The sequence below is a fragment of the Accumulibacter sp. genome (genome assembly GCF_031732815.1).
In the GTDB taxonomy this organism is placed as follows: Bacteria; Pseudomonadota; Gammaproteobacteria; order Burkholderiales; family Rhodocyclaceae; genus Accumulibacter.
In genome coordinates this window covers 11,744-20,204 of sequence record NZ_JAVMKF010000221.1, presented here as the reverse complement: position 1 = coordinate 20,204, position 8,461 = coordinate 11,744, and the positions used below count along the sequence as shown (strand labels likewise).

Here is an 8,461-nt window from a genome sequence, read left to right as displayed (position 1 = left end):
GTATCTCGACCCGCCTGCCCTCCTCCGGGCTGCCGCTGCCGATCGTCGACTCGGGTTTGCGGAACTTGACGCGGCTGGCATCAACCCCGCCGGCGAGCAAGGCAGTGCGCACGCTGACCGCCCGCGCCTTGGCCAGTTGCGCGTTGTTCGCCGCATCACCCGAGGGATCGTGGAAGCCGGAAAGCAGCACGATCGCTTGCGGGTTGTTCGCCAGAGCCTGCAGGGTGGTCGCCACGACGCCCCGGTCCGCCTCGTTCATTTCGGCCTTGCCGACGCCAAAATAGACCTTCGCCAGCGGCTCGCCGATTGGCGCGATGTCGACCATCTCGGTCGAATTCGCCGCCGGCGCGCGTACCGTCTTGCCACCGCCGACGGCATAGACCACGCCCACCACGGCCAGCGCTATTCCGGCCAATACACCCGCCACTACTGCGGTTATCTCGTCATCATCCTTTGACGCCATGACACCCCTCGCACGTTGAGAAATAAACCGTTGGAACCCATTGCTGCCGATATGCCATTCTAGTCCCGATTGCTGTCACCTGGCAAACGCGACGCCCTTCTGACAGCGTCGGCGCACGTCGAGTCGACTTCTTCGGCTCTGCGATGCGTGACGATTTCGGATGGAGTCTTCTCGCGAAAGCGCCGGTTTCCGAGTGGCAGATACCTCCAGTTCAGCGCCCCGGTCTCGCCGGGTTCCGCAGGCGGCGCCCTGGTCGACGAGCGCGGGCGCCTGCTTGGCATCATCGACTACCGACGCCGCGACGGGCGGAACGTAAACTTCGCGCTACCGGCAGCATGGATCGATCAGGTGCAGGAACGGGCCAGCAAGAACGCGGCGCAGCAACAGCTTTAGGTGCGAGCCGAGGCGCTGGTTGCCACACAGGGCTGGACGGGTTTGTTGCGCCAGGCACAGAGCTGGGCAAAAGCCGCTCCGGATAACCCGGATGCGTGGTCTTTCACGGTGCGGGCGGCGCGTGAGAAAAAGCAGCCGGACGCCGAGTTCCTTGGCTGGAAGGCACTCTGCCGCATCGATCCGTCGCAGCGCGGCCACGCGCTCGGCCTCGGCTGGCAGCTCGCCTTGCATCAGGAGTACGACGAAGCCTTGGCGATCACCACCTGGCGGCGCTTGGCTGGCTTGCGCAGCGGCGATGCGAAAGCGCAATGGAAGCGGGCCACTGCGTATCTGCAGGCGGGCAGGTGCACAAGGCTTGGCGGGTTGTCGAGCGACCAGGCGAAGACCTGACGGGCGATCCCACCACTGGTTCTGGCGCGGGCAGACACTCTCCGGGCGCACGATGCGCCGTGCGCGGCTTGGCAGGAGAGCCTGGAGATCAAGGCCGACAATGCCTTGGCCTGGGGAGTCGTCGGTGTTTCACGCTCCGGACAGCGACGCCTGCCGGAGGCCAGCGCGACGTTTGGGAAGCGCCTCGCCTCGCGCGGGAGCAGGAAGAATGGACCTGTCTGCTGGCGGTCGAGCTCGCACCGGAATTGCCCGAAAGCGGGCAGTGCCTCCTGGACGCGGTGCTCGTCTCCAGCCAGCGGCTGCGCGACGCCGAGCAGGCGCTGGGCGAAGCGCTAAAACGCAAACCCTATGATGCGGATATGCTGGCGACGCGTGCCTCGCTGCGTCGCAATCTCCGGCTGCGGCTGGCAACCTGAAAAGAGAACGGATAGCCTGGGCGGCGCTGGCGCGAACGATCTGATCAGCCCGGGCAACAGCCAGATCGCATCCGGCGCCCACGAAAAAACCCTGTCTACCTTGGCGCGGGCCGAGTCGCAGGCGGGCGGAACGGTCCGCTTCGATCAGGTCAAGACCAAGGCGCAGGGGCGTAGCGGACAGCTTCAGGAGTGGTTGATAGCCGTCGCTGATAATGCTGGAGGGCGCATTGCAGATTGACCCGGCCAGTCAGGCCTGGAACGGCAAAGACCAGGCCCTGCTCAAACTCGGGCGGTTGCCGGAAGCCGTCGAAACCCTGAAACCGCCGTGCGCCTGTCGCCCGATTTCGCCAATGCCTGGACCAATCTCGGACAGGCGCGTGGGCAAGGCCGCGATCTCGGGCGCGCCATCGCGGCGCCGTAAAAGGGGCCGGGCATTGGCCCCGGAGGCTGCCGATCTCCGTCTGTTCCTGGCGCAGGCCTATCTCGTCTCGCGCATCGCCGGCAAGACACGCGAGCATGCCAACTGGCTGCTTGCCAAGCGGCCGACTTTGGCACCCACGCACGGCATGCTGACGCTGGCCAGCGTTCTCGATGGGGATCTGCCGGGTGGCCGGCAGCATCACGAACGCTTGCGCACGCTGTCACCCGAGATAGCCGGGGCAGATCCAGCCGCGGGCGACCGCCGGCTTGCGCTCGCCGCTTGAACGGCGACACACTTTATGCCAAAGTCTGCCCGGCCTGTCCGCACCGCCGCCCTCCCCCCCGACTTCACCCACGCTGCTCGCGCAACCATGAATACTGCCTGCCTCGCGCCCGCCGACCCGGCTGGCCATCTGACCGCGCCCTGGCCAGCGGCGCAAGCGCACAGCCGCTTTCTGCGCAACCTGCTGGCGGCTCGCCCGGAAGTTGCCGACTGGCTGGTTGACAAGGTCGGACAGCCGATGACGGCGGAGCAGATGGAGGCCTTCCTGGCCGATCAGGCACCGCACAGCGACGAAGCGCTCAAGCGCAGCCTGCGGCGCCTGCGCCAGCGCGTCATGGCGCTGCTCATCGTGCGCGACCTCGGCGGCGCGGCCGACCTGGGCGAGGTGGTCGAGTGCATGACGCAACTGGCCGACGTGACGACCAACTTTGCGCTCGATTTCTTCCATCGGCAGCTCGCCGAACTGTTTGGCCAGCCGCTCGACAGTCGCGGTGAGCCCGAGCGCCTGCTGGTCATCGGCATGGGCAAGCTGGGCGGACGCGAACTGAACGTGTCGTCGGACGTCGATTACATCTTCGTCTATCCCGAGGAAGGACAGACGGCGGGCGGCAGCGGCCGCCGGATCGACAACTACGAATTCTTCCACCGCCTGGGCAAGCGGCTGATTGCGGCGCTCGGCGACCTGACCGAGGACGGCCAGGTCTTTCGGGTCGACATGCGCCTGCGCCCGAACGGCGACTCCGGACCGCTCGTCGGCTCGCTCGGTTCGCTGGAAAACTACTTCATCGCGCAAGGTCGCGAATGGGAGCGCTACGCCTGGATCAAGGCGCGCGTGATGAATTCCGGGGTCAATCTGCAGGCCGAGTGGGTGCAGGCGCTGCAGGGCATAGCGCGACCTTTTGTCTTCCGCAAGTACCTCGATTTCGGCGCCATCAACGCGATGCGCGAACTGCACGGGCAGATCCGCCGCGAAGTGATGCGCAAGGACATGGCCGAGCACATCAAGCTGGGGCCCGGTGGTATCCGCGAAATCGAGTTCATTGCTCAGGTCTTTCAATTGATCCGCGGCGGACGCGATCCCGCGCTGCAAGTGCGCCCGACCTTGCAGGTCCTGGCGCTCCTTGCCGAGCGGCGCCTGCTGTCGGCCGAAAGCGAGAGTGCGCTGGCCACTGCCTATGTTTTCCTGCGCCGCCTCGAACACCGCTTGCAGTACGTCAACGATGCACAGACGCACCGCCTGCCGAGCGCTGACGAAGAGCGTGAACAGATCGCGCATTCGCTCGCTTTCGCCGACTGGCCCGCGCTGCTCGACGTTCTCGATGCGCATCGAGCAATCGTTGCCCGCCATTTCGAGCAAGTCTTCTCGGAGCCGGAGGAAGGCCGGCATGCGCTCGCGACGCTCTGGGACGGTTCGGCGAGTCCCGACGAAGCGCTCGAGCGCCTGTCGACGCTGGGCTTTCGTCAGCCGCAGGCACTGCTCGCGCGCCTGCGCAGCTTTCGCGACAGCGCTCGCTACCTGCAGTTGCCCGCGAGCAATCGCGAACGCCTCGACGCGCTCGGCCCGCGCGTCTTCGAAGCAGCGGCCGGAACCGGCACGCCGGACGCTTCCTGGCTGCGCACGCTCGATTTCCTGGAGACGATCAGCCGGCGCGGCGCTTACCTGGCGCTCTTGCAGCAATATCCGCCGGCGCTGAACAAGCTGGCCGAATTGATCGGCAGTTCGTCGTGGGCCGCCGACTACCTGACGCGCCACCCGATTCTGCTCGACGAGCTGCTCGATTCGCGCATTTTCGACGTGCGCACCGACTGGCAAGAGTTCCGGCGCGAACTGCTCGCCCGCCTGGCGCAGGCCGAGGATGATACCGAACGGGAAATGGATATCCTGCGCGAAACGCATCACGCGCAAGTCTTTCACTTCCTGGCGCAGGACATCGCCGGTATGCATACGGTCGAGCACCTGGCTGACCGCCTGAGCGAACTGGCCGACCTGATGGTGCAGACGACGCTCGATCTGTGCTGGCGGCGACTGCGCCAGCGCCACCCACGGCCATCCGAACCGCCGCGCTTTGCCGTCATCGCCTACGGCAAACTCGGCGGCAAGGAACTCGGCTTCGCCTCCGACCTCGACCTGGTCTACCTGCACGACGATCCCACACCGGATGTGGGCGAAATCTACGCCCGGCTCGGCCAGCGCATGAGCACCTGGATGTCCGCGCAGACGCCGGCCGGGATGCTCTTCGAGGTCGACCTGCGCCTGCGGCCGAACGGCGATGCGGGAATGCTCGTCTGCCCGGTTTCCGCTTTTCGCGACTACCAGTTGCAGCACGCCTGGGTGTGGGAGCATCAGGCGCTGACGCGCGCGCGCTTCTGCGCCGGCGACCCGGCAGTCGGCGAAGCGTTCGAAGCGATACGCGTCGAAATCCTCCGCCAGCCGCGCGATCTGGCGACGCTGCGCGACGAGGTGCTGGCGATGCGTCGGCGCATGCTCGAACAGCACGCTTCGCGCGGCGGCGAAGACTTCGACATCAAGCATGATCGTGGCGGCTTGATCGACGTCGAGTTCATCGTGCAGTACCTGGTGCTCGGCCACGCGCATGCGCACCCGCGCCTCTGCGGCAACCTCGGCAACATCGCCCTGCTTGGCATCGCGGCTGAACTCGGCCTGATTCCCGGCGAACTCGCCGAACCGGTGCGCAATGCCTATCGCGAGTTCCGTCGCCTGCAACATGTGCTGCGCCTGAACGCCGGGCGCCGCGCGCGCGTCGAGCGCGCCTCGGTCAGCCGCCGGATCGACTCCGTCAGCGCCCTCTGGCGGCAGGTTTTCGCCAGCGACTGAAGCACACCAGGCGCGCCAGGCGTACGCCCGCCAGCGCCGCCGGGCGCGCCAGCCGGCGGCACGCACCAGACCTCGCTCACAGCCCGGCAAAAAAGGCGTGCAGCGTGGCCAACAGACGTTTTTCCTCGCCGGACTCGCGCGCATACGGAAAATGCCCGGCGGAGAGGACGAACAATTGCCGGACTCCCGGCAGCGCGTTGTAGACGGCAAACTGCCCGGGCGGTGCGACCGCCGGATCGAACAAGGCCGCGGCTACCAGCGTCGGCTGGCGGATGAAACGCGCCGCGCTGGCCGCGTCGTACCAGGCCAGCGTCTGCGCCACCTCGGGATGGCGCTGGGCGAAGTCCTGCACCGCCGCCGCGCTGCCGACCGTCGGCAGCGTCAGACGCAGCGCCTGGTGGCCGAAAGTCGGCACCTTCAGGTGGGCGCGCGCGATGCGCGTCTCGCAAGCCAGCGCGAGAGCGCCGACGCCGCCGCCCAGACTGCTGCCCAGGTAGCCGAGATGCCCGGCGGTCTGGGGCGCCAACTGGAGTAGCGCGCTGACTGCCGTCCACAGGTCTTCTACACAGCCGGCAATGATGTAGCGTTCGCGCAGATGGATGTCGTGCAGCACGTGATAGTTCGGGTCGTCCGATATCGGCCATCGGCGGCTGCGCGCAATACCGCGGAAACACGGAAAAAGGTATACCGCAGAGAGCGAAGGCAGGACGAACGACGGCGACTCGATTCCGCCGTAGCCGTGCCCGACAACGAAACCCTGACGCGGCGGCTGCGTCGTCGGCCAGAGCAGCCAGCCACCGATCGTAAATCCGTCACTCGACGAATACTCCAGATCGAAAACGCAGAACTGCGCGTGGCGCAGCGCGCTTGGTCGCAGCCGCGGCTGCGGATCGATTCCCAGCGCCGCCTGGTAGCGCGCCTGCCAGAACTCGACAAAACCGTCCGGGGGCAGCGGCGGCTCGACCGCGCACAGACGGCGCAGGTCGTAGCCGTAAGTCGGATCGAAAGGATAGTCGTGTGGCCCGACGTCCGCTGTCGCCGGAAAAGCGCCCGGCAAGCCGACGAGCGGCCGGCGCAACTGCCTGGCCGCCGCCTTGCGGACGCGTAGCCAGAGGTGAAAGGCGGAGGGGGCCGGACGCCCCGGCGCAGCGGCACTGATCGCCGGCATCGGACTCTTGGGCAGCAAGTTGATCAGCCCGCATCATAGCGGAAAGCGCCCCAGGCGAAGGCTACTGACCGCCAGCGAAGACGAATATCGGCGCCGCGCCGCCGCCCGACTCGCTCCAGCGGGCCTCTCAGGCGCGCTTTTTTACGTTTCCCGTGTAACTTGACGGGATAGATCGTGTCCGCTACGATCGCCGTCCGCTCGGCAAATCCCCTTGTCGGCAGACAACCTATTCCAAGGTATTCCAAGCAAATCTTCTTCCTGGGAGACGCAGATGAAGCAATACGGCGCCGAGTTCTTCGGCACATTCTGGCTGGTACTCGGGGGCTGTGGCAGCGCAGTACTCGCCGCCGCCTTTCCCAACGTCGGTATCGGCCTGCACGGCGTGTCGCTCGCCTTCGGTCTGACCGTGTTGACGATGGCCTTTGCCATCGGCCACATTTCCGGCTGCCATCTCAACCCCGCCGTTTCGGTCGGCTTGTGGGCTGGTGGGCGTTTTCCCGCCAGCCAACTGCTGCCCTACATCGTCGCCCAGGTGCTTGGCGCGATCGCCGCTGGCGGCGTACTTTATGTCATCGCCAACGGTGCGGCGGGCTTCGACGTCAGCAAGGGCTTTGCCTCGAACGGCTACGGCGCACACTCGCCGGGCGGCTACTCGCTGCTCGCCGCGCTGGTTACCGAAGTCGTCATGACCATGTTCTTCCTGCTGGTCATCCTCGGCGCTACCGACAAGCGCGCGCCGGCGGGTTTTGCGCCGATCGCCATCGGTCTGGCACTTACCCTGATCCACCTGATCAGCATCCCGGTCACCAACACCTCGGTCAATCCTGCGCGCAGCACCGGCGTCGCGGTCTTTGTCGGCGACTGGGCAATCGGTCAGCTCTGGCTGTTCTGGGTCGCCCCGATCATCGGCGCCCTGCTCGGCGCCGCCGCCTACAAACTCATCGGCAGCGAAGAAAGCTGAGCCGAACGCCGCACCGGGCGGCGCTCGCTCCTCCGGGCGGGCGACCCGGCGCGGCGCACCCGCCAGCCGGCCGGCGAGCCCGGCTGGCGCGGCTTTCCCCCGGCGGTTTCAGAACGCTTCCCCGGGGCGCAGGAAGCGCCACTGGCCGAGCGGCAGGTCGGCCAGGCGAACCGCCCCGATGCGCACGCGCTTCAAGCCGACGACCTGCAACCCGACGAGTTCGCACATGCGCCGGATCTGCCGCTTGCGGCCCTCGCGCAGGACAAAGCGCAGTTGATCGGCGTTCAGCCACTCGACCCCGGCCGGCCTCAGTTGCCTGTCGTCAAGGCTGAGACCGTGTCTGAGCAAGGCAAGTCCACGCGCCTCGAGACGGCCGGTGACGCGCACCAGATATTCCTTGTCCAGTTCCGAGTTCTCGCCGATCAACTGGCGCGCAACGCGCCCATCCTGCGTCAGCACGAGCAAGCCGGTCGAATCGACGTCGAGCCGGCCGGCCGGCGCCAGCCCGCGCAGGCACGCCGGATGAAAGGCCGGCGTATCAGGCGTCCGGAACTGGTTCTCGGCGCGAATCAGCGACACGGCCGGAGTGCAGCCTGGCTCGGGCTGCCCCGAGACATATCCGACCGGCTTGTGCAGGAGAATCGTCAACTGGCTGCGCTGCTGCGCCTCGGCCTGCCGGTCGAGCGTGATCACCGCGTTTGGCGCAACGCGCGTCCCCAGTTCGCCAACGCGCCGACCGTTGACGAAAACCAGTCCGCGCGCGATGTAGTCGTCGGCTTCGCGGCGCGAACAGAGGCCGCGCTCAGCCATCAGCTTGGCCACCCGGATGCCGCGCTCGGGGTCGGGCGCCGCCGTTCCGCCTGCTGCCGCCTGCGGCGCGCTCGTCGGCGCGCCCGCGGCTGACGCCGCGCTCTTGCCGGCAACGCGCAGCAGCACGCGGCGTGGCCGATCGGCCATTGCTCAGGCGATGTCGAGCAGTTCGATCTCGAAGACGAGCTTGGCGTTCGGCGGCACCATCTTGCCTGCGCCACGCGCGCCGTACGCCAGATCGGCCGGGATCGTCAGCTTGCGGATACCTCCGACGTTCATTCCGGGAACGCCCTCCTCCCAACCGGCGATCACGTGCCGCCC

At 67.1% G+C, this 8,461-nt stretch carries 10 protein-coding genes; 6 read left to right on the top strand and 4 right to left on the bottom strand.

Annotation, left to right across the window (positions count from 1 at the left end):
• A partial coding sequence (locus RKP46_RS14015) for an OmpA family protein (protein WP_311107200.1) occupies nucleotides 1-463 on the bottom strand: 463 nt, incomplete at its 3' end.
• A gap of 147 nt (nucleotides 464-610) precedes the next feature.
• On the opposite strand from RKP46_RS14015, the gene RKP46_RS20250 reads away from it, so the two are divergent.
• The 5 genes from RKP46_RS20250 to glnE all read left to right on the top strand — a co-directional run bounded on the left by RKP46_RS20250 (nucleotide 611) and on the right by glnE (nucleotide 5,201).
• Entirely contained in the window at nucleotides 611-856 is a 246-nt protein-coding gene (locus RKP46_RS20250; RefSeq protein ID WP_409194149.1) for a serine protease, read from the top strand.
• On the top strand, nucleotides 857-1,246 hold the full coding sequence (locus RKP46_RS14010; RefSeq protein WP_311107199.1) for a hypothetical protein: 390 nt from the start codon (nucleotides 857-859) through the stop codon (nucleotides 1,244-1,246).
• A 245-nt stretch (nucleotides 1,247-1,491) separates the two neighbouring features.
• Nucleotides 1,492-1,662, top strand: a complete 171-nt coding sequence (locus RKP46_RS14005; RefSeq protein WP_311107198.1) for a hypothetical protein — start codon at nucleotides 1,492-1,494, stop codon at nucleotides 1,660-1,662.
• A 434-nt stretch (nucleotides 1,663-2,096) separates the two neighbouring features.
• Nucleotides 2,097-2,366 (top strand): hypothetical protein, encoded by a 270-nt coding sequence (locus RKP46_RS14000; protein ID WP_311107197.1) that lies wholly within the window; start codon nucleotides 2,097-2,099, stop codon nucleotides 2,364-2,366.
• 87 nt (nucleotides 2,367-2,453) lie between these two features.
• Nucleotides 2,454-5,201, top strand: a complete 2,748-nt coding sequence (gene glnE, locus RKP46_RS13995) for a bifunctional [glutamate--ammonia ligase]-adenylyl-L-tyrosine phosphorylase/[glutamate--ammonia-ligase] adenylyltransferase (protein WP_311107196.1) — start codon at nucleotides 2,454-2,456, stop codon at nucleotides 5,199-5,201.
• A 76-nt stretch (nucleotides 5,202-5,277) separates the two neighbouring features.
• Here glnE and RKP46_RS13990 read toward each other — a convergent pair whose 3' ends face one another.
• Nucleotides 5,278-6,369 (bottom strand): acetylxylan esterase, encoded by a 1,092-nt coding sequence (locus RKP46_RS13990; RefSeq protein WP_311107195.1) that lies wholly within the window; start codon nucleotides 6,367-6,369, stop codon nucleotides 5,278-5,280.
• Nucleotides 6,370-6,640: 271 nt separating this feature from the next.
• Here RKP46_RS13990 and aqpZ point away from each other — a divergent pair, with 271 nt between their 5' ends.
• Nucleotides 6,641-7,330 carry an aquaporin Z gene (gene aqpZ / locus RKP46_RS13985; RefSeq protein ID WP_409194148.1) on the top strand — a complete coding sequence of 230 codons (690 nt, stop codon included), beginning with the start codon at nucleotides 6,641-6,643 and terminating at the stop codon, nucleotides 7,328-7,330.
• Between the two features lie 108 nt (nucleotides 7,331-7,438).
• Here the strand turns inward: aqpZ and RKP46_RS13980 are convergent, their stop codons facing one another.
• Together RKP46_RS13980 and RKP46_RS13975 are read right to left on the bottom strand one after the other, a co-directional pair.
• Entirely contained in the window at nucleotides 7,439-8,287 is an 849-nt protein-coding gene (locus RKP46_RS13980) for a pseudouridine synthase (protein ID WP_409194147.1), read from the bottom strand.
• Nucleotides 8,288-8,290: 3 nt separating this feature from the next.
• Nucleotides 8,291-8,461, bottom strand: a 171-nt coding sequence (locus tag RKP46_RS13975) for an FKBP-type peptidyl-prolyl cis-trans isomerase (RefSeq protein WP_311107202.1), incomplete at its 5' end; no start/stop codon positions are given.